The sequence below is a fragment of the Microvirga sp. 3-52 genome, from assembly GCF_018383585.1.
In the GTDB taxonomy this organism is placed as follows: Bacteria; Pseudomonadota; Alphaproteobacteria; order Rhizobiales; family Beijerinckiaceae; genus Microvirga.
Map to the genome: position 1 here is coordinate 19,839 of NZ_JAHAMK010000010.1, position 15,309 is coordinate 35,147.

Genomic DNA, 15,309 nt, shown 5'->3' on the forward strand with positions numbered 1-15,309 from the left:
CGCTTGCATCCCGGAATCAGGGTTTGTTAACCATTCTGAATTAGCGTTTCGAATCAGTTCAAAAGAGCATCCGTCGCAGGCCCGGCGGCGGATGGGCAGCGTCCCGCTGCTCACAGGCTCAAGGGCAAGGGCTGGGGATTGAACATGCGCGTACTTCTGATTGAAGACGACAGCGCGACTGCGCAAAGCATCGAACTGATGCTGAAGTCCGAGAACTTCAACATTTATACGACGGATCTCGGAGAAGAGGGCATCGACCTCGGCAAACTCTACGATTACGACATCATCCTTCTCGACCTGAACCTGCCCGACATGTCGGGCTACGAGGTTCTGCGGACGCTCCGTGTCGCGAAGGTGAAGACGCCGATCCTGATCCTCTCCGGCATGGCTGGCATCGAAGACAAGGTGAAGGGCCTCGGCTTCGGCGCCGACGACTATCTCACCAAGCCGTTCCACAAGGACGAGATGGTGGCCCGCATTCATGCGATCGTCCGCCGCTCGAAGGGCCACGCCCAGTCGGTGATCACCACCGGCGATCTGATCGTGAACCTCGACACCAAGACGGTCGAGGTGGCCGGCGCCCGCGTTCACCTGACCGGCAAGGAGTACCAGATGCTGGAACTCCTCTCCCTGCGCAAGGGCACGACCCTCACGAAGGAGATGTTCCTCAACCACCTCTACGGTGGCATGGACGAGCCCGAGCTGAAGATCATCGACGTCTTCATCTGCAAGCTGCGCAAGAAGCTCGCCAACGCATCGCAGGGTCGCAACTACATCGAAACCGTTTGGGGCCGCGGCTACGTGCTGCGCGAGCCGAACGAGGCCGAGGAGCGAATCGCGATCTAAGCTTCGCGATCGACTGCAAACTCAAAAAAAGCCCGGTTCAGACCCGGGCTTTTTTGTTGGTGCCGGTATGGAGGCCCTCATGAAATCCGTTCTTTTGTCGTGGCAATTCTGGGCCCTGCTTTCGGCCACCTTCGCGGCTTTGACAGCCATCTTCGCCAAGGTCGGCATCGAGCAGATCAACTCGGACTTCGCCACCTTCATCCGAACGATCGTGATCCTATTCGTGCTCGGAGGGATCCTGATCGGCACGGGCCAGTGGCAGCCGCCGTCATCCGTCTCCGGCAGGACCTATCTCTTCCTTGCCCTCTCCGGGCTCGCCACGGGAGCATCCTGGCTCTGCTACTTTCGGGCATTGAAGCTCGGCGAGGCTGCACGCGTCGCACCGCTCGACAAGCTCAGCGTCGTGCTCGTCGCATTGTTCGGCGTGCTCTTTCTCGGAGAAAAACTGGCGATGCCGAACTGGATCGGCATCGCCCTGATCGCCACGGGCGCAGTGCTCGTCGCCTATAAGGCCTGAAGGCGCCGTCTTAAGCCACGGCGGCCTTGATCGTCACTTCGTCGCCCTCGATGCTGAAGCCAACGCTCATGTTCGAGGCGCGCGCCACCATGCCGGCGTAATAGATCTGGATGCCATGGGCATCGACCGTGCCGGTCTCCGAATTCCCGGCCAGAAGCGCCTCGGAATGCGCAGGAACGCGGGCATTCAGCCCTTTCGACACGATGGTGAAGGCGCAGTTCTCCGCATCTCCCGTCACAGTCACGACGATCGAGCCGCCGCGGGGAATGGCCGTGGCGGCAATCATCACCAGATTGAGGAGCAGCTTCACCCGGTTCTTCGGGAACAGGAGCCGGGGCGACGACCAGGAGAAGGAGATCTTGTCGTCCAGGAAGAGCCCGCGGGCCACCTGCTCGGCATCGCCGAGATCGATGGAGGCTCCGGCCGATCCGGCTGCGCCGAAGGCAAGGCGGGCGAACTGCAGGCGGGCCGAAGCCTGCTTGGCGCTCTTCTGAATCAGGTCGAGCGCAAAGTCGCGCATGGAGGCATCGCTGTCGTCTTCCAGAACTTCCAGCCCGTTGACGATCGCGCCCACCGGCGAAATCACGTCGTGGCAGACGCGCGAGCAGAGGAGAGCGGCGAGGTCGAGCGAATCGAGCGAGATCGTGGCCATGAGGGCTCCGGAGGCAACATAATGTCAGCTATATGTTCATGAAATCGAGATTTCGACGCGTACCCATACAGCCAAACAGGAAAGAGAACGTGAACCGGATACCCGGCTACGAGTTCTTTGGGAAGCAGGCAAAAAGAGATCGACAGGTCTCAAGGGAACGGGCACAAAGCCATGATGCGCTTCGAAGATCAAAATCCCGACGAGATCGCCCAGAAGCTTGCTCACATCGCCTGGGAGGCGGGTCGCGTCCTGCGCGGCATGGAAAGCGCTTTTCTCGACAAGCGCATCAAGGACGACGGAACTCCCACCACGGTAGCCGACCTCGCTGCCGAAGAGCTGATCATCAGATATCTCAACGAGGCTTGGTCCGGAGTGCCGATCGTGGCGGAGGAAACCTCCAGTTCCACGCAGACGGACGATTACTTCTTCCTGGTCGATCCTCTCGACGGCACGGGAGATTTCATCCATGGAACCGGCGAATACAGCGTCAACATCGCCCTAATCCGCGGGAACCGGCCCATGGCGGCCGTCGTCGCCGCTCCGGCCATGGGGTCGATCTGGATGGCGGGTGAAACCGCCTGGAAAAGCCCCCTCCCCGGCGGGCCTGAAACGGGGTTCGACTGGCGCGAGGCAAAGGTCCGTCCAGCCCCCGAAAAGGACCTCGTGGCTTTGGTGAGCCGCCGTCATGGCGACATTGCCACGGAAGCCTGCCTGTCCGTTCTGTCGATCGGCACACGGCGCATGACCTCGTCGGCCCTGAAATTCTGCCTCATCGCCTCCGGCGAGGCCGACGTCTACGTGCGCTGCGGTCCGACGATGGAATGGGACACGGCGGCGGGTGACCACATTCTCACCTGCGCCGGCGGCAGCGTCGTCGGGCCTGGCGGCAATCCTCTGACCTACGGCCACGAGAACAGGGGCTATCGGAATGGCCCGTTCGCGGCCATCGGCGACACCACCCTGGCACACCGCCTCGACCTGCCGGTCTCGGCCTCGGCAGCCTAGGTCCGGATCGCCTGCGATGGAGCCCTTCCCGGGCGTTTTCGGCTCTGATGATGAATCCCGCGTTCTCAAAAGGCATTCCGTACAGAGATTGTTAGGGTTGATGATCTTAAGGTTCGAACCTCGATAGCAGCCTTCCGGTCCGAATAGGCCGGATTGTCCCCTGTCTCATGCGAGGAGATAGCCCATGCGCTCCCGATCCAAGATCCTTGCGGCAGCAGCCTTTGCCGCTCTCGTCGGAGCCCTGCCCCTGCAGGCATCCGCCCAAACCGTCCAACGCGCCTATGCGAGCAATCCCGGAAGTCCCGAATCGTTCAATTCCAACGAACTGGTCGAATCGGGGCACCAGTTCTTCGGCTCCGCGTCCCGCGGCCTCGCCCTCGCCCTGCAGGAAGCCACCCGGCGCTGGGGCGAGCCGAACGGCTACATCCTGGGTCAGGAAGCCTCCGGGGCCTTCTTCGGCGGACTGCGCTACGGCGAGGGCAAGCTCTTCACCCGCAACGCCGGCGACCGGCGCATCTTCTGGCAGGGGCCGTCATTGGGCTTCGATGTGGGCGGTGACGGCGCCCGCACCATGATGCTGGTCTACAACATGCCCTTTACGGACGCTCTCTATAAGCGCTTCGTGGGCGTCGACGGCTCGGCCTATTTCATCGGCGGCTTCGGCGTGACGGCCGTTGCGGCAGACGAGATGATCGTGGTGCCGATCCGTGCCGGCGTCGGTGCGCGCCTCGGCGTCAATATCGGCTACCTGAAATTCACCGCGGAACCGACTTGGAACCCCTTCTAAGACCCACCGTGCAAGCGATGGGTCCGGGACGCCAGTGGAAACCGTCGCCGAATGCGCTACAACGGGCGGTCTGGAGCAGCATGGCTCTGGAAAGCTGCGCAGGCACAAGGCAAGGTGCTTGAGCGTTACCGGTCAAGCACCTTGGAGTTGGCGTCCGCGTGATCGAAAGCATCATGATCTTTGCGCTGGGGTTCGTCGCAGCATCCCTCATCGCGCTTCTTATCATTCCGGCCGTCAATGCCCGCGCGGAGCGTCTGGCCCGCCGCAGGGCCGAGGCGCTGTTTCCCATGTCGATCTCGGAACTGACGGCGGAGAAGGATCACCTCCGGGCCGAGTTCGCCGTCCTGCAGCGGCGGATCGAGCGCAAGGCCGAAGAGGCTCTCGCCTTCAAGCACGAAAGCATGGAAGAGCTCGGCCGGCGGGCAATCAGGATCGAAGCCCTGGAAGCCACACTGGCCGAGCGGGACCGCACGGTGTCCGAGCTTGAGACGAAGCTGGCCGAAACCCAGACCCGGCTTGCAGCCATCGAGGCGGACCAAGCGCAGACCCAGACCTATCTCACGAGCACTCGCGAGACGCTGACAGCCCTTGAGAACGCCCACCGCGCGACCCTGAACGAGCTGTCCAACACCCGGATGGAACTGGACCTCGCGCAGCATGAACGTTCCAAGCTCAAGACCGAGCTGATCCACACGGAGGAAAAGCTCACCCGCCTGGAGACCGAGTTCACCGATACCCAGCGGCGCCTCACGGCTTCCTTGAGCGAGCTCGACACCAAGCGGATCACCATCTCGGATCTCGAAACCCGCCTGATGACTCAGACCGCCCGGGGCAACGATTTCGAGCGGGCCTTGGGCGAGCGCCACAGCGAGCTCTCGGACGAGCGCCTTCGTCTGGCCGAACTGGCCAGGAGCCTCGCGGCCGAACAGGAGCGCGGCCTGATCCTGGAGCAGCGGATCCGCGAGATCGAAAGCGAGCGGGACGATGCCCAGAGCCGCCTGGCGGGCTTGGAGGGCTCACAGGATCAGAATGACGAGTTGCGTCGCCAGATTTCCGAAGTGGCCGCTCAGATCATGAAAGGCGGCAGCGGCCCGGCCGGGAACGGGAAAGCGCGCGAGAACAACCGATCCCGCGAGGGCAAGCGGCGTCGCTCGGCGGGGAAGTGATCCTCCCCGCCGAATCGCGCTTCATTTCGGATCCAATTGCTGATTGCCACCGGGGCTGCCTGGCGGGCGGATGACCGGGGTCGTGCCGGGATCGGGCACCGGCGCCGGGACGGTAATGTCGGGGGAGGCGTTCGCCGGGGGCCGGATCACTCCATCGGACTGCTCCAGCTTGTCGCTCAAGGTATTGGTCGAGCCTGTCTCGGATGGGCCGTTCGGGCCGGAGAGGTTGCTGTCGGGCTCGACCTTCTCGGCCGGCATCTGGTTCGGCGCAGGCATGTTCGGCGCCTGCTGCTTCAGCACCTCGGGATTCTGCGCCAGGGCGGCCGTGCCGAGTCCGGCGGCAAGGATCGTGGATAAGACCAGCACACGCTTCATGGGTCGCTCCTTTGGAAAGGCAACGGGCGACCCAGGAGCGGGTTCCGGCAAAGCTATTCGGCCGCCATGGCCGGTGCGCTGGCCATGGCCAAGTAAAGCTCGCGCAGCTTCTTCGTAATCGGGCCCGGCTTGCCGTCGGCGACGGGACGCCCATTGATGGACACGATGGGCAGAACGAAGTTCGAGGCACTAGTCAGGAAGGCCTCGGCGGCATCGTATGCCTCCTCGACCGTGAAGCGACGCTCTTCGAGCACGATTCCGGCCTCTTTCGAGAGCTGCAGCAGGGACTTGCGTGTGATGCCCGGCAGGATGGCGTTCGAGAGCGGGCGCACGACGATGCTGCCCTTTTTTGTGACGATGAAGGCGCTCGATGAGCCGCCCTCCGTCACGAAGCCGTCTTCCACCAGCCAGGCTTCCTGTGCGCCGGCCTCCTTCGCCGCCTGCTTGGCAAGAACCTGTGCGAGCAGATTGAGCGACTTGATGTCCCGTCGCTGCCAGCGCAGATCCGGCACGGTGATGACGGCGATACCCGTCTGTGCCGCCGGAGCGCTGGCGATTGCCTTGGCCTGGGTGAACATCGCGACCGTGGGCTTGGCGTCTTCGGGGAAGAAGAAATCCCGTTCCGCGACCCCGCGGGTGACCTGGAAATAGATGAAGCCTTCGGTCATGCCGTTGCGCCGCGCGAGCTCTTCCTGAATGGAGGTCCACTCGGCCCTGGTATAGGGATTGGGAATGCGGATCTCGGCGAGCGAACGCTCCAGACGCTCCAGATGCGCCTCGTTGTCGATCAGGCGTCCGGCGAGCAGCCCGATCCCCTCGTAGACCCCGTCCCCGAACATGAAGCCTCGGTCCATGAAAGGCACCTTGGCCTCTTCGATCGGCAGGAAGGATCCGTTCAGGAAGACGATGCGGGACATGGAAACTCCAAAGTCGTAACCCAACTCAATCAAGCTTAACCTATGGGCAGAGGAACCGCTCGATCTATATGACCAGGGGCGCCTTCAGCCTTTCGCGGATAGGTACCCCCAACATGCGATCGACGCCACTTCTCATTTTGAAAGCCCTGCCCTTTCTGTTCATGACGTCGGCCGCCCCTGCAGCGTCCCTTCCGGCTCAAAGCTGGTTCAATCAGCAGGGCTATGTCGGACCGTCGGGGAACAGGATCATCGCGTGTCACGGCTATGGATGCGCGCGCCGCATGGCGATCTCGGTCGATGGGGCGTGGATCAGCCGCGCCAGGGCCGCCCTGAGATCCGGCCAGGGCTCGCCCGATGCGGAGCGGCGCGCTCTGGGCGAGGTGATCAGATCCTACACGGCCTATCTCGCCACATCGTTCGGCGGGAAGCCCGATGAGCCAGGCTCGCCGCCCCGGATGTCGGGTGTTAATGGGCAAATGGACTGCCTGGACGAGACCACGAACACCACGAGCCTGCTCCTGGTTCTGCAGGAACAGGGGCTTCTGGCCCACCACGTGGTGGAATACCCGGAATCGCGCGGCTTCTTCCTCGACGGACGCTATCCGCACTTCACAGCGGTCATTACCGAGAAGCGGACCGGAACAGCCTGGGCTGTGGATCCCTGGGAGAAGGCGCCGGGTCAGCGTCCGGATATCCTGCCGCTCACACAGTGGCGGCAGGACTCATAAGCGGCTCTGCTGTCAGCAGGCTTATTTCAGGTGCTGGGCGAGATGCTTGTTCATCTCGAACATCGTCACCTTCGGCTTGCCGAAGATCGGCTGCAGCTTGTCGTCAGCCAGGATCTCGCGCTTGTTCTCGGGATTCTGGAGGTTGTTCTTCTTGATGTAGTCCCAGATCTTGCTGACGACCTCGCCGCGCGGCAGCGGGTCCGAGCCTACGATGGCGGCCAGTTCCTTGGACGGCTGCAAAGGCTTCTGAAGAGCATTGGGCTTGGAGCCGGCAGCCTTCTTGGCGGCAGGCTTGTCTGCAGCCTTCTTCGCACCGGCTTTTCCGTCTGTAGTCTTGGTCGGCATGTATTCCTCCGGGAATGGTATGGGAAAGCTCGTCGACAGCCCTGAACCAGGCCCGAAAAGCTCATTGACCAGCCTTCGGTCGGACGTCGCGGAAAGACTTACCGGAGCCCGGCCCCCTGACAGAAGGTCAATTCCGGCAGAGCTTATGTCCGCTCAGCGCCATCAGCAAGCCAGAGTTCAGGAATTTAGGCGGTTTTCGGGAAGGGGAGGATCTTCCCGGCATGTTCGGCAGAAGGCCGTGGGGTTTTGGCAACATGGCTGAAGCGCCTCGTCCGGTCCGCCGCGGAGTGGACATGGGACACGATGGCCTCGTTGGGACATGGCTTGGCCAGGAAGGCCGCTCCAGGCGGAAGGTCGCCTTCGGAGGGCCATTGCCGGCCCGACATGATGAGGATCTCGGTCTCCGGCCAGGCACGATGGACCCGATGCGCGAGCTCGAAGCCGTTGCAGCCCATGGGCATGTCCACATCCGTCAAAAGGACATTGACAGGCAGGCCCGCCTCCAGAAGCACCAGGGCTTCCGTGGCATTGGCTGCCTCGACCACCTTGAAACCGGCATCTTCGAGAAGGTCTGAAATGAAGAGGCGGATGAGAGGTTCGTCTTCGACGAGGAGAACTGTGGAAGGGTCGGCGGGCATCGACTTCTTGACTCACTGCACAATGCCCGACAACGCGGCCAAAACGGTTTGGTTCCAAGCTCTCCATGAAAGCGAAATATTATCGCAGAACCCGGCTGGCCGCCTGTCGGCGTTCTACGTGATGGGCCAAGCCTTCCGAGGCGATGTTCTTGAGCTTGGCTTCGATTTCGAAATCCGACCAGGTCAGATGGCGAAGCACCAGATCGTTCACGGCCTCGTTCCACATGAGATCCGAGTGGGCACGCAGATCCCTCGGCTTGATCCCCGCCGCGACCAGGGACTGGAAGTCAGGAAGAGTTCCGATGTCCTGATCGGGCAGCAGATCCTCGCGTGAGACGCTGACATGGCTCACCGGGCGAACGCCACGCCAGGAGGCGACGATGCGTCCGATCCGGGGATCCCCCGGCTCGATGTACTCGCCTCGGCTCATGATCCAGTGGTGGTGGAGATCAAGGACGAGGGGGACGTCATCGGCAAGAGGCAGGAGATCGTCGAGGCCGAAGCTGACTTCGTCGTTTTCGATCGTGATCAGATTGCGGGCCGTGTTCGACAGGTGCGAAAGGCCGCCCCGGATGCCTTCGGCGCCCAGAGCCTTTGCGCCGCCATGGATGTTGATATGCGCTCCGTGCGGGTGCCAGCCATCGCCGTATCCCATGAGCGTCATGATCTCGGCGTGGTACTCGAATTCAGCCAGTCCGTTGGCGGCGGCCGATGGATTGGCGGATGCGATGACGCAGAACTGGCCAGGATGCATGCTGAGCCGCACATCGTGGTCTCGCGCGAGCTGCCCCATCGAAGCGAGCTTCGTCTCGATCAGGCGGCGCAGGTCGGGGTCCTGGTAGAGTTCCTTGCAGCTCGGATGGGTATATCCCGGAAGAAGATCGCTCGACAGCCGGTGCAGGCGTTCGAGCTTCGGCCGTGTCGCCACGTGGGCGATCTGCAGTCGGAACGCTTCAAGGTTATGAGCCACGACGGAGCTGAGTTTATCGTAAGCTGCCTTCGGATCGAGCCGCCCGAGATAGGCCATCGTCACCGTGCTCGTGTTCATCGCCCGCACGGCCTGGGCGTCGCCATCCTCGGGAATGTATTTGCAGCAGAAGCCGAAGCGGGAATCTTGCATGATGTGAGATGACGTCATCGAGCCGTGACAGGTTCCCGCCTGCAATGTCTCAGCAGGGCAAGCGATTGAGAGTGAGATGCTCCACGGATTTGAGAAGCGTCCGCTCCTCGAAAGGCTTTGCGACGAAGGCCGCTTGCCGAAGGGACTGGGGCAGGTCGGAGGGCTTGGAGGCCGATACGAAGACGAAGGGGATCCGGCGCTCGAGGAGAGCCTCCGCCACGCCGAAACTCTTGCCGCCGATCACATCGACATCGAGCAAGGCACAATCAAATCCATCGTCGAGATGCCGGTAGGCTTCGTCCAGGCAGCCGAGAGAATCGATGATCTCATGTCCCTCGGCTTCGAGAATGGACTGCAGGTCCGTGGCAATCCACGGATCGTCTTCCAGGATCAGAATACGCATGCCCCAACTCCAACAACCGATCCTTCGACAGGACCGCATCTCGCGCGAAACTCCTCGGAGATAGGAAATTTTAGCCTTGTGGAGGGGCAACAAGTTCGGCACAGCCTCGTTCCCGCATGAATCGTTCAGGAGGGAATTTTGAGGAAATACGGTTAAAGAACCGCCTCGGCCGTTTCAGGCGAGCAGGAGCAACTCGTCAGGAAGTCTTGAAACCGGAGCGTCCCATTCCCATCTCTGGATCAAGCTGGTGGCGCAATCGTCCACCAGAACGGTCACGATGCCGAGATGATGACGCCGGATGTACGCGCATCACCTCGCCGTGGCCGTTGTTACTTCTACAGCTCCCCCGACTGGCATTTGCGTTCACCTTTCGCGGTCTCGCGATGAAGCCGTAAAAACGCCGGCTTGCGCCGGCGCTTCTCATCTTGGTTTGGTGATGTGAGCTTTAGTGGCGGTTGGCATCCCGCTGACCGTTGAACTCGCTCTCGTGCCGGCTGAACTGCGCATCATCGCCGTTGAAGGTATCTTCAACGTACTCGCGGCCACGATTGGCAGCGTCGCGGGCATAGCGAAGGCCCTGATTGCGAACCTCGTCCGCCCACTCGCCGAACATCTCGTTTTCGCGACGGGTGCGCGGCAGCAGAGCGCCCAAGAGAAGACCTGCGGCCAATCCCACGAGACCAACCACCATGGGATTTTCGGACACATAACTCTGAACGCCGCCGCGGGCGTTGCCGAAAGCGCGCGCCGAGCGGCCGCCCATCTGGTTCACGCGACGGCGCTGGCCCTGATAGGTACCGGAAGCCCAGTCGGAAGCGCGTTCATAGGTATCGCGAGCCCAGTCGGAAGCGCCTTCATAGGCGTCTCCTGCCTTCTGACGCACCTGATCGGCAGCCTGCTGAGCCTTGTCGGTCATCGAGCCGCTCTGATCTTGGGCATTCTGCTGCGACGACTGGTTCCTCTGCTGACCTGCTCCCTGACTTCCACCAGTGGAATTGGACGCCTGAGAGGATTTCTGCTCATGCGCGTGGGGCATCGGCGGCTCGCCGATATTGCCAACCGACGTTCCGGCAGAAACATTGCCGGCCGTACCGGACTGGGCTCCGCCCGGCTTATCCGTCGGCTTGCCGGTTTCGTTCTTGTTGTTCGCCATGGAAAACTCCTGTTCTATCCGTCAAAAGCGGGGATTGATGTCGGAACGCTCGAACATCGGATCGGACGAGTGCGGAGGCGCGGCTTCCGCGCCATAAAGGCGAGGATCCTCCATCTCCATCAGGAGATGCTCTTCGGTGATCAGATCCTCGTCGGCCGCGATCAGTCTGGTTCTCGGGCGCGTCACTGAGCGACCCAGCCGGTAGGCGAGAAGCCCGACGCCCATCGCGATCAGCATGACCGGCACCGGGTTGCGCCGGACCGTGTCCAGAACCTTGTCGTAGAGTGGTCCGTACTGGCCATTCCGGGCCGTACCGAGCATGTCGTCGACGACACCGGAGACGGACATCTTGTCCTGAAGGCGATCGATGGTCTGATCGAGCTGAGCGCGACTGCGCTCGATATCTCTCTCCATCTCCTGCAGACTCTGTGACGTCATCATGCACCTCTTTCGGACAGGACTTCCGCATCACGCTTGAGGGAGCGCATCGTCCGTTGCGGCATGAGCGAGGACGAGGTCATGGCACTGCGGCCCCAGAGCCCGAGACCGATGGCGATCAGCGCAAGCACGCCACCGACGATCAGCGCGGCAAGAGCCTCCGAATTGACGACGGTTGCGAGCCACTCGACCAGGGACTCGGTCAGCAGCATGACGGCCGCAATGGCGAAGATCGCCGCCACGACGACCATCGCGAGACCCATGAAGAGAGTGCGGATGTTCTGGGAAACCTCGGTTCGAAAGAGCGTGAACTCTTTCTGCGCGAGATCGGTGGATTCCCGCAGTGCCTCACCGACGAGGCCCTGAATGGTTTGGTTGCCGTTGCCGTTGCCCTGCATGGCAGCCTCCGTCAGGCGCCGGTTCCAGCGCGCGGGCGCTGAGCCTGTCGTGCACGGGTCTGCCGGCTTTGCGCCTGGCCCGCATGCACGCTGTCATAGCGAAGATCCTCTGCCGTGCTCTTGATGAAGCGCGCGGCAAGGAAGCCGACGGCGACGGATACGGCAGCCACGGTCGCGGGGCGGCGGCGGACCACATCCTCGAACTCGTTGAAAAAGTCCGCGAAGGTGCGGTCGCGGATGGAATCCGCAAGCTGCTCCAATCCTTCGGCTGCCGTGTCAACCACGGCGCGGATGTTGGGCCGCTCATCGAAGGAATGAGTGGATTCGCGCAGCGAAGTGGCGAAATCTGCAACGGACTGCGCAACATCGTCCTTGCGGCGGTCGACATAATCCGTCGCCTGCTCCCGCGCGGAATCGATGAAGTGACGGCTGCGCTCTACTGCAACGCCTGCGATGTCGCCGACGTCGCCCTTGAGCGCATCCCAATCCTCGTTGCCGTTGTCCTGCTGCCTGTTGGTGTTTTGCTGTCCCACGCCCATGGTCAACCTCTCTCAATCGTGAGTGAGTAACCGTTAGAAGCGCGGCAGGTTCCGAACCTCCCCGTGGGTCAATGCTTTAGAGGGTGAAGCGTTCTTCGCGGAGGCTCGGCGGGTGGGACCTTAGCTGGCGGATGCGAGCCAGTCGACGAGATCCGCGACCTTCCTGCGGGTTTCGTCATCCTTCAGCTTCAGGAATCCGCGCACGAGGCGGTCGCTTTCCGACCGTGTCAGAAACTCGGCCACGAGGCTGTCATCGGAGAACCCGCCGGCACGCAGCCCGGGCACTCCTTCGAAGAAGAACTCGATGTTGACGTCCAGAATGGCTGCCATGTGGAGCAGACGGCTCGCCCCGATGCGGTTCACGCCTTTTTCGTATTTCTGAACCTGCTGGAACGTGAGCCCCAAGGCATCCGCGAGCTTCTCCTGGCTCATGCCGAGCAGGATCCGCCGGGCCTTGACCCGGCCTCCGATGTGCTTGTCGATCTGGTTGGGTGATTTCTTCTGCAACAACCGCTCCTGCCACTGCCCTTTCGGGGTTGTATGCCACTTTCAAAACTTTTGGTAGTATAGTTATTATATTAACCTATAGGTTGTAATTATGCGAGGTATCCGTGAGCGGCCGAAGCCTTGACCAGTCGACAGAAGCCTTTGATTTCATTCAGGAACTGGATCGGTTGGCTACGTCTGATGAGATTGTTGATGCCATGGAGCGGTCCTTTGCCCGCTTCGGCTTCGAGAACTTCATCGTGACCGGGCTGCCACATCCGGATCAGCGGATCGAGACCTTGGTTCTGTTGAAGAAATGGCCGTTGGATTGGTACCGCCGCTACACCCATAACGGGTATGACCGCCACGATCCTGTGATCCGCCTCTGCCGGCAAACTGTCCAGCCATTCGAATGGGACGAGGCGCCTTACAATCCAGAAACGAACCCCAAAGGGGCAGCGATCATGCACGGGGCGGCGGAATTCGGCATGAAGCAGGGCTATTGTCTTCCGATTCACGGGCTGAACGGTTTCGAGGCCTGCCTCTCGATGAGCGGCCCTCAGCTCGACCTGACGCCGCAGACCAAGCCCGCCCTCCATCTGATGGCCATCTACGCGTTCGAGCGGGCCAGGCAGATCCTGGCCCCCTCCCCGCAGCCTAATCCGTTGACTGCCCGCGAGAAGGAGACCCTGCGCTGGGCGGCCTTGGGCAAGTCCGCAGCGGATACGGGCGAGATCCTGGGCGTCACGGAAAGAACCATCACCGCCCATATCGGCAGCGCCTGCCAGAAGCTTAGCGCCGCCAACAAGACCCATGCCGTGGCCCGGGCGCTTCAGCACCGCCTCATCGAGATCTGACGTAAAAGTACCTGTAATTTCCTACAATGTTCAAATGCGGCCCGCCATGAAAACTGCTCCTCGAGAAATCGGGGAGCAGGGGCATGACCTCCATCCAAGTGATCACCAAGGACAACAGGACCTATTATTCAGACGTTCTCGACGAGTACTTCCACCTTCGGCACAAGGTTTTCGTCGAGGAACGGGGTTGGCACGATCTCCGGCGCCCCGACGGACGGGAGATGGATGCCTATGACAACGATCATGCCACCTATCTGATCGCGCTCGACAAGGGCCGGGTCATCGGAGGCCTGAGGCTTTATCCGACGCTCCTGCCACACATGATCAGCGAAGCCTTTCCTCATCTCGTGAAGGAGCGCGGCGCCCTGACCGGCGCCACCATCCTCGAATGCACGCGCTACTTCATCGTCAAGGAGCGGCGGACCGGCCGCGCGGATTGTCGCCTTCTGGCTGCTTTCCAGCAATTCTGCCTCGAAGAAGGCATTACCGAGGTAACCGCCGTCGTCGAGATGTGGTGGTTGCCCCGCTGGCACCAAGCCGGCTTCAAGGTGCGTCCACTCGGCATGCCGACCCTGGTCGAGGGCCAGCCCTGCATCGCGGCGGCCATTCGCATCTTCGAGGAAAGCCTGGAGCGCGTCAGCAGGCTGGCCAGCCTGCGCGGGTCCTTCCTCTCGCGGGATCCGAGGGTTTCCTCTGATCGTGATCGGGTGCCGCATGTCGCTGCCTGAAGAGAATCCTCCCCTCTCCCGTCTCGTCCAGGAGGAGTTGATGAATCGCGCGTCCCAGAACCTGGCACATTGTCTTGCGCAATTCCCTCCCATCGTGCGCCTGAGGCTCCTGGCCTTCATGCATCTGGTGGAATACCCCGACACGATGAGAGCTTCGCTCGAGGTCACGCCATCGGGATCCATGCGCCTGACATTGGACACCGAGGTTGTGCCCGACACTGCCCATCGGCATTGAGACTGATCGTCCGGTACGCCCGCAAAGATAAAGGCCTCGCGCTCGTGGGAGCGCGAGGCCTTGGCCTTGAAGGGCGTTCGTCAGGCCGCCTTCGTATTCACCCGAGCCTCGGCGAGGTCGGTCAGCAGCTTGTCGGTCTTCTTCTCTTCCTGAAGGTTCTGATCGAGAAGCCTTGCGGCGTCGCTCATGCCCAGTTCCTGAGCCCAGGTCTTCAGGGAGCCGTAGCGGGTGATCTCGTAGTGCTCGACCGCCTGGGCCGCGGCAAGGATGCCGGCGTCGAGAGCCTCACTGTCCGCGAAGTCCTCCATGACCTCCTTGCCCTCCTCGATGATGCCGTTGATCGCCTCGCACTGCACGCCGCGAGCCGGCTTGCCGAGCATCTCGAAAACTTTCTCGAGCCGCTCGATCTGGCCTTCCGTCTCATCGCGATGGGTTTCGAAAGCCTGCCGCAGCTCCTGGGACTCGGCGTTCTTGGCCATCCGCGGCAGAGCCTTCAGAATCTGCTTCTCGGCATAGTAGATGTCCTTCAGCGTATGAAGGAACAGGTCGTTCAAGGTCTTTTCCTTGGCTGCCATTGTCATGACTCCTCGTTGAGCGTGGACTCAACGAAGGTCAAGCTTCGAGGTTCCTCCCGATATCGGCAATGGAGCGATTCAGAGGAACAACACCGCTTCGCGTCGCGTTCGGCCAAGGTCAATCAAGGAGAACCGACGTGACGAACATGATCTCGGCGAGGGCCGGCTCGCTGATGAATGGAGAACCCAATCTCAGCACGACCGAGCGCGGCGCCTATATGCTGGCCGGCCTCGGCCTCGCGGCCGCGGCTGCCAAGCCGCGCCCCAATCCGCTCCTGAATATCCTGGCGCTCGTGGGCGGTTCCTATCTCGCCTGGCGCGGCTATGTGGGCAACTGCCCCGTCAAGGCAGCTCTCACGGGCTCGCACGGAAGCGAACGCATCTCTCACCACCGCTGATGC

At 61.8% G+C, this 15,309-nt stretch carries 23 protein-coding genes; 10 read left to right on the plus strand and 13 right to left on the minus strand.

The window, feature by feature from the left end; all coding sequences use genetic code 11:
- The first annotated feature begins 144 nt into the window (after nt 1-144).
- Both ctrA and KHP60_RS09990 read left to right on the plus strand, forming a co-directional pair.
- The gene (gene ctrA / locus KHP60_RS09985; RefSeq protein WP_213563751.1) at nt 145-846 is read left to right on the plus strand and encodes a response regulator transcription factor CtrA; all 702 of its coding nucleotides are present in this window, start codon (nt 145-147) and stop codon (nt 844-846) included.
- A 79-nt stretch (nt 847-925) separates the two neighbouring features.
- Entirely contained in the window at nt 926-1,363 is a 438-nt protein-coding gene (locus tag KHP60_RS09990) for an EamA family transporter (protein ID WP_213563752.1), read from the plus strand.
- A 10-nt stretch (nt 1,364-1,373) separates the two neighbouring features.
- Here KHP60_RS09990 and chpT read toward each other — a convergent pair whose 3' ends face one another.
- Nucleotides 1,374-2,015, minus strand: a complete 642-nt coding sequence (chpT, locus tag KHP60_RS09995; RefSeq protein WP_213563753.1) for a histidine phosphotransferase ChpT — start codon at nt 2,013-2,015, stop codon at nt 1,374-1,376.
- 171 nt (nt 2,016-2,186) lie between these two features.
- Between chpT and KHP60_RS10000 the strand changes: the two genes are divergently transcribed.
- The 3 genes from KHP60_RS10000 to KHP60_RS10010 all read left to right on the plus strand — a co-directional run bounded on the left by KHP60_RS10000 (nt 2,187) and on the right by KHP60_RS10010 (nt 4,973).
- Entirely contained in the window at nt 2,187-3,020 is an 834-nt protein-coding gene (locus tag KHP60_RS10000) for a 3'(2'),5'-bisphosphate nucleotidase CysQ (protein ID WP_213563754.1), read from the plus strand.
- 184 nt (nt 3,021-3,204) lie between these two features.
- Nucleotides 3,205-3,807, plus strand: coding sequence for a DUF1134 domain-containing protein (locus tag KHP60_RS10005; protein ID WP_213563755.1), 603 nt, complete (start codon nt 3,205-3,207; stop codon nt 3,805-3,807).
- Between the two features lie 158 nt (nt 3,808-3,965).
- Nucleotides 3,966-4,973, plus strand: a complete 1,008-nt coding sequence (locus KHP60_RS10010) for a hypothetical protein (protein ID WP_213563756.1) — start codon at nt 3,966-3,968, stop codon at nt 4,971-4,973.
- A 21-nt stretch (nt 4,974-4,994) separates the two neighbouring features.
- On the opposite strand, the gene KHP60_RS10015 is transcribed toward KHP60_RS10010, so the two are convergent.
- Both KHP60_RS10015 and KHP60_RS10020 read right to left on the minus strand, forming a co-directional pair.
- Nucleotides 4,995-5,348 carry a hypothetical protein gene (locus KHP60_RS10015; protein ID WP_213563757.1) on the minus strand — a complete coding sequence of 118 codons (354 nt, stop codon included), beginning with the start codon at nt 5,346-5,348 and terminating at the stop codon, nt 4,995-4,997.
- Nucleotides 5,349-5,401: 53 nt separating this feature from the next.
- Complete coding sequence (locus KHP60_RS10020) at nt 5,402-6,265, minus strand: D-amino-acid transaminase (protein ID WP_213563758.1); 864 nt, start codon at nt 6,263-6,265, stop codon at nt 5,402-5,404.
- A 113-nt stretch (nt 6,266-6,378) separates the two neighbouring features.
- Between KHP60_RS10020 and KHP60_RS10025 the strand changes: the two genes are divergently transcribed.
- Entirely contained in the window at nt 6,379-6,993 is a 615-nt protein-coding gene (locus tag KHP60_RS10025) for a hypothetical protein (RefSeq protein ID WP_213563759.1), read from the plus strand.
- 21 nt (nt 6,994-7,014) lie between these two features.
- Here KHP60_RS10025 and KHP60_RS10030 read toward each other — a convergent pair whose 3' ends face one another.
- From KHP60_RS10030 to KHP60_RS10070, 9 genes are all read right to left on the minus strand, one after another.
- Nucleotides 7,015-7,338, minus strand: coding sequence for an SWIB/MDM2 domain-containing protein (locus KHP60_RS10030; protein WP_213563760.1), 324 nt, complete (start codon nt 7,336-7,338; stop codon nt 7,015-7,017).
- 185 nt (nt 7,339-7,523) lie between these two features.
- Nucleotides 7,524-7,976, minus strand: a complete 453-nt coding sequence (locus KHP60_RS10035) for a response regulator (RefSeq protein WP_213563761.1) — start codon at nt 7,974-7,976, stop codon at nt 7,524-7,526.
- 79 nt (nt 7,977-8,055) lie between these two features.
- Nucleotides 8,056-9,096 carry a UV damage endonuclease UvsE gene (locus tag KHP60_RS10040; RefSeq protein ID WP_249688672.1) on the minus strand — a complete coding sequence of 347 codons (1,041 nt, stop codon included), beginning with the start codon at nt 9,094-9,096 and terminating at the stop codon, nt 8,056-8,058.
- Between the two features lie 49 nt (nt 9,097-9,145).
- Entirely contained in the window at nt 9,146-9,499 is a 354-nt protein-coding gene (locus KHP60_RS10045) for a response regulator (RefSeq protein ID WP_213563763.1), read from the minus strand.
- Between the two features lie 445 nt (nt 9,500-9,944).
- Nucleotides 9,945-10,652 carry a hypothetical protein gene (locus tag KHP60_RS10050; protein ID WP_213563764.1) on the minus strand — a complete coding sequence of 236 codons (708 nt, stop codon included), beginning with the start codon at nt 10,650-10,652 and terminating at the stop codon, nt 9,945-9,947.
- Between the two features lie 21 nt (nt 10,653-10,673).
- Complete coding sequence (locus tag KHP60_RS10055; RefSeq protein WP_213563765.1) at nt 10,674-11,090, minus strand: DUF3618 domain-containing protein; 417 nt, start codon at nt 11,088-11,090, stop codon at nt 10,674-10,676.
- On the minus strand, nt 11,090-11,488 hold the full coding sequence (locus KHP60_RS10060) for a phage holin family protein (RefSeq protein ID WP_213563766.1): 399 nt from the start codon (nt 11,486-11,488) through the stop codon (nt 11,090-11,092). Before KHP60_RS10060 ends, KHP60_RS10055 begins: the two co-directional genes overlap by 1 nt.
- 11 nt (nt 11,489-11,499) lie before the next feature.
- Nucleotides 11,500-12,021, minus strand: coding sequence for a hypothetical protein (locus tag KHP60_RS10065; RefSeq protein ID WP_213563767.1), 522 nt, complete (start codon nt 12,019-12,021; stop codon nt 11,500-11,502).
- A 126-nt stretch (nt 12,022-12,147) separates the two neighbouring features.
- A complete protein-coding gene (locus KHP60_RS10070) occupies nt 12,148-12,534 on the minus strand; it encodes a helix-turn-helix domain-containing protein (protein ID WP_213563768.1) in 387 nt (128 codons plus the stop codon).
- Between the two features lie 167 nt (nt 12,535-12,701).
- Here KHP60_RS10070 and KHP60_RS10075 point away from each other — a divergent pair, with 167 nt between their 5' ends.
- The 3 genes from KHP60_RS10075 to KHP60_RS10085 all read left to right on the plus strand — a co-directional run bounded on the left by KHP60_RS10075 (nt 12,702) and on the right by KHP60_RS10085 (nt 14,333).
- The gene (locus KHP60_RS10075) at nt 12,702-13,370 is read left to right on the plus strand and encodes a LuxR family transcriptional regulator (RefSeq protein WP_249688673.1); all 669 of its coding nucleotides are present in this window, start codon (nt 12,702-12,704) and stop codon (nt 13,368-13,370) included.
- 83 nt (nt 13,371-13,453) lie between these two features.
- Nucleotides 13,454-14,098 (plus strand): acyl-homoserine-lactone synthase, encoded by a 645-nt coding sequence (locus KHP60_RS10080; protein WP_213563770.1) that lies wholly within the window; start codon nt 13,454-13,456, stop codon nt 14,096-14,098.
- 40 nt (nt 14,099-14,138) lie between these two features.
- Complete coding sequence (locus tag KHP60_RS10085; RefSeq protein WP_213563771.1) at nt 14,139-14,333, plus strand: hypothetical protein; 195 nt, start codon at nt 14,139-14,141, stop codon at nt 14,331-14,333.
- An 80-nt stretch (nt 14,334-14,413) separates the two neighbouring features.
- Here the strand turns inward: KHP60_RS10085 and KHP60_RS10090 are convergent, their stop codons facing one another.
- Entirely contained in the window at nt 14,414-14,908 is a 495-nt protein-coding gene (locus KHP60_RS10090; RefSeq protein ID WP_213563772.1) for a ferritin-like domain-containing protein, read from the minus strand.
- Between the two features lie 146 nt (nt 14,909-15,054).
- Between KHP60_RS10090 and KHP60_RS10095 the strand changes: the two genes are divergently transcribed.
- Nucleotides 15,055-15,306 (plus strand): YgaP-like transmembrane domain, encoded by a 252-nt coding sequence (locus KHP60_RS10095; RefSeq protein WP_213563853.1) that lies wholly within the window; start codon nt 15,055-15,057, stop codon nt 15,304-15,306.
- The last annotated feature ends 3 nt before the right edge of the window (nt 15,307-15,309 follow it).

What these genes read in the sequence shown, in the direction of transcription:
- ctrA (WP_213563751.1), top strand. Translation starts at nt 145, where the DNA reads ATGCGCGTACTTCTGATTGAAGACGACAGCGCGACTGCGCAAAGCATC.
- KHP60_RS09990 (WP_213563752.1), top strand. Translation starts at nt 926, where the DNA reads ATGAAATCCGTTCTTTTGTCGTGGCAATTCTGGGCCCTGCTTTCGGCC.
- chpT (WP_213563753.1), bottom strand. Translation starts at nt 2,015, where the DNA reads ATGGCCACGATCTCGCTCGATTCGCTCGACCTCGCCGCTCTCCTCTGC.
- KHP60_RS10000 (WP_213563754.1), top strand. Translation starts at nt 2,187, where the DNA reads ATGATGCGCTTCGAAGATCAAAATCCCGACGAGATCGCCCAGAAGCTT.
- KHP60_RS10005 (WP_213563755.1), top strand. Translation starts at nt 3,205, where the DNA reads ATGCGCTCCCGATCCAAGATCCTTGCGGCAGCAGCCTTTGCCGCTCTC.
- KHP60_RS10015 (WP_213563757.1), bottom strand. Translation starts at nt 5,348, where the DNA reads ATGAAGCGTGTGCTGGTCTTATCCACGATCCTTGCCGCCGGACTCGGC.
- KHP60_RS10020 (WP_213563758.1), bottom strand. Translation starts at nt 6,265, where the DNA reads ATGTCCCGCATCGTCTTCCTGAACGGATCCTTCCTGCCGATCGAAGAG.
- KHP60_RS10025 (WP_213563759.1), top strand. Translation starts at nt 6,379, where the DNA reads ATGCGATCGACGCCACTTCTCATTTTGAAAGCCCTGCCCTTTCTGTTC.
- KHP60_RS10030 (WP_213563760.1), bottom strand. Translation starts at nt 7,338, where the DNA reads ATGCCGACCAAGACTACAGACGGAAAAGCCGGTGCGAAGAAGGCTGCA.
- KHP60_RS10035 (WP_213563761.1), bottom strand. Translation starts at nt 7,976, where the DNA reads ATGCCCGCCGACCCTTCCACAGTTCTCCTCGTCGAAGACGAACCTCTC.
- KHP60_RS10040 (WP_249688672.1), bottom strand. Translation starts at nt 9,096, where the DNA reads ATGCAAGATTCCCGCTTCGGCTTCTGCTGCAAATACATTCCCGAGGAT.
- KHP60_RS10045 (WP_213563763.1), bottom strand. Translation starts at nt 9,499, where the DNA reads ATGCGTATTCTGATCCTGGAAGACGATCCGTGGATTGCCACGGACCTG.
- KHP60_RS10050 (WP_213563764.1), bottom strand. Translation starts at nt 10,652, where the DNA reads ATGGCGAACAACAAGAACGAAACCGGCAAGCCGACGGATAAGCCGGGC.
- KHP60_RS10055 (WP_213563765.1), bottom strand. Translation starts at nt 11,090, where the DNA reads ATGACGTCACAGAGTCTGCAGGAGATGGAGAGAGATATCGAGCGCAGT.
- KHP60_RS10060 (WP_213563766.1), bottom strand. Translation starts at nt 11,488, where the DNA reads ATGCAGGGCAACGGCAACGGCAACCAAACCATTCAGGGCCTCGTCGGT.
- KHP60_RS10080 (WP_213563770.1), top strand. Translation starts at nt 13,454, where the DNA reads ATGACCTCCATCCAAGTGATCACCAAGGACAACAGGACCTATTATTCA.
- KHP60_RS10085 (WP_213563771.1), top strand. Translation starts at nt 14,139, where the DNA reads ATGAATCGCGCGTCCCAGAACCTGGCACATTGTCTTGCGCAATTCCCT.
- KHP60_RS10090 (WP_213563772.1), bottom strand. Translation starts at nt 14,908, where the DNA reads ATGGCAGCCAAGGAAAAGACCTTGAACGACCTGTTCCTTCATACGCTG.
- KHP60_RS10095 (WP_213563853.1), top strand. Translation starts at nt 15,055, where the DNA reads ATGATCTCGGCGAGGGCCGGCTCGCTGATGAATGGAGAACCCAATCTC.